2 protein-coding genes are annotated in these 2,219 nt (G+C 72.1%); both read left to right on the top strand.

Translation table 11 applies throughout. The features are described from left to right. A partial coding sequence (locus tag ACWD3D_RS36340) for a phosphatase PAP2 family protein (protein ID WP_451464928.1) occupies nt 1–771 on the top strand: 771 nt, incomplete at its 5' end. 189 nt (nt 772–960) lie between these two features. Then, entirely contained in the window at nt 961–2,100 is a 1,140-nt protein-coding gene (efeO, locus tag ACWD3D_RS36335; protein ID WP_451464927.1) for an iron uptake system protein EfeO, read from the top strand. Nucleotides 2,101–2,219 lie beyond the last annotated feature (119 nt).

The following is a 2,219-nucleotide window of genomic DNA, read 5'->3' as shown; positions in this document are numbered from 1 at the left end:
CGCGGCCCGACACGGAGCCCCTCTGGTGCGCCGGCTCGGCAGCACCGCGCTGCGGCCCCCGACGGCCACCGGATGAACGGCGCTCTCTCGTCGCCGGGCCGGTGGCGCGTGGTCGCGGCGCTGGGCGCGGGGGCGTTCGCGGTGCTGGCCACGGTGATCGCCGCCCGCCACGGCGCTCCGTATCCACTGGAGGAGGAGACGCGAAGGTGGGCAATAGCGCACCGGCCACCCCCCGTCACGGCCCTCGCCCGCGCCGTCACGGCGACGGGCACGGGTCCCACCCCCTACCTGTGTGCCGCCGCGTCAGGGCTCGCCGTGGGCCGGGGCACCGGCGGCAGGCTGCTCGCGGCGGCGGGGGCCACGTCCTTCCTGCTGCTCGCACAGGGAACGCGTTACGGGGTGATGTTCACCCTCGCCCGGCCGCGTCCCCCCGTCGCCGACTGGGCCACGCACGCCTCCGGTTACGCCTTTCCGTCCGGTCACGCCACCACCTCCGCGCTGGCCGCGGGACTGCTGGCCTGGGCCGTGGGCCGATCCGCTCCCCCACGCGCCGCGCGGCTCTGCTGGTGCGCGCTCACCCTCTGGGCCGGCGCGGTGGGAGTGAGCCGGGCCCTGCTCACCGTGCACTGGCCGGCCGACGTGATCGGCGGCTGGCTCTTCGCCCTGACCTGGCTCGCCGCCGCCGGGGCGGCGGCACCGGCCGTACGGACACGGCTCCGCGCCTCGTGGCGGCTTCCCGTTTTCGATCCGGGCGCGCGCGCTCCTCGCTGACGGGAGATCACCCGATGCCGGGCCAGCTCACCCTCCCGCGGTCCGAACCGTGCGACACCGCGCGTGCGGGCGATCCGGACCGATTCCCGAGGCCGGGGCAGACGGATCGGCATCCATCGTCTACAGTTCCGTAGTCAGAAGGGCAGCCTTGCCTAACTTCGCGGCTCTGCCGCCCCTTTCCCTGGAGCCATGATGTCCTCTTCCGCCCGTACGGCACTTCTGGCAGCGGCAGGCCTCGCGATGGTCACCGCCACCGCGTCGGGATGCGCTCAGAAGGCGGACGCCGGATCGGACGCGCTGCGCGTGACCGCCTCGGACACCGCGTGCGAGGTCTCGGCGAAGGAGTTCCCCGCGGGCAAGGTCTCCATCGAGGTCGAGAACAAGGGCTCGAAGGTCACCGAGCTCTATGTCCTCTTCCCGGACGACCGGATCGCCGCCGAGCGCGAGAACATCGGGCCGGGCACCAAGGCGACCATCACCGCCGAAGTCAAGGCGGGCGATTACGCGTTCGCCTGCAAGCCCGGCATGAAGGGCGACGGCATCCGCACCCAGGTCAAGGCCACCGGCAAGGGCGCCCAGAAGCGCAGCCCCGAACTCGACGCCGCCGTGGCCGCCTACCGCGCCTACACCCAGCAGCAGGCCGACGAGACACTGCCCAAGGTCAAGGTATTCACCGACGCGGTCCGCGCCGGTGACCTCGCGGCGGCCAAGGCCGCGTTCGCACCCTCTCGTACCGGGTGGGAGCGCACCGAGCCGATAGCCGAGTCCTTCGGCGACATCGACCCGGAGACCGACACCCGCGAGGACGGCCTGGAGCCCGGCCAGAAGTGGACCGGCTGGCACCGCCTGGAGAAGGCGCTGTGGGCCGACAAGAGGATCGGGGCCGAGGAGAAGACCCTCGCCACCAAGCTCGACGCCGACCTCACCGACTGGCAGAAGCGCGTCGGTCTCGCCGAGATCACCCCCACCTCCATGGCCAACGGTGCCAAGGAGCTGCTGGACGAGGTCGCCACCGGCAAGGTGACCGGTGAGGAAGACCGCTATTCCCACACCGACCTCGACGACTTCAAGGCCAACGTCGAGGGCGCCCAGAAGGCGTACGAGCTGCTCAAGCCGACCGCCGCGAAGAACGACGCGGCCCTGGTGACGGAGCTGGACAAGCGGTTCGCCGCCCTGGACGCCCTGTTGGAGAAGTACCGCAGCGCCCCGGGGGCCACCGCTTTCGTCCCGTACGACAAGGTCGGCACGGCGGAACGCAAGCAGTTCTCCGACAGCGTCAACGCACTGGCCGAGCCTCTCTCCAAGCTCGCCGCCGCGGTCGCCAAGTAGACCGGGCCGGAAAAGACAACGGGAGCACCGGCCCGGCGGACGTGAGGGGTGATCCCCGAGGTCGTGAGCGCGATCCCCGGGGGGACCGGGCCTTTACCTGCCCCGTCCCCGCTTGGCTT

This window comes from Streptomyces sp. NPDC002690, from assembly GCF_053592415.1.
Note: the sequence above shows the minus strand (reverse complement) of the source record. Positions and strands in the feature narration are given on the sequence as shown.

What these genes read in the sequence shown, in the direction of transcription:
- efeO (WP_451464927.1), top strand. Translation starts at nt 961, where the DNA reads ATGATGTCCTCTTCCGCCCGTACGGCACTTCTGGCAGCGGCAGGCCTC.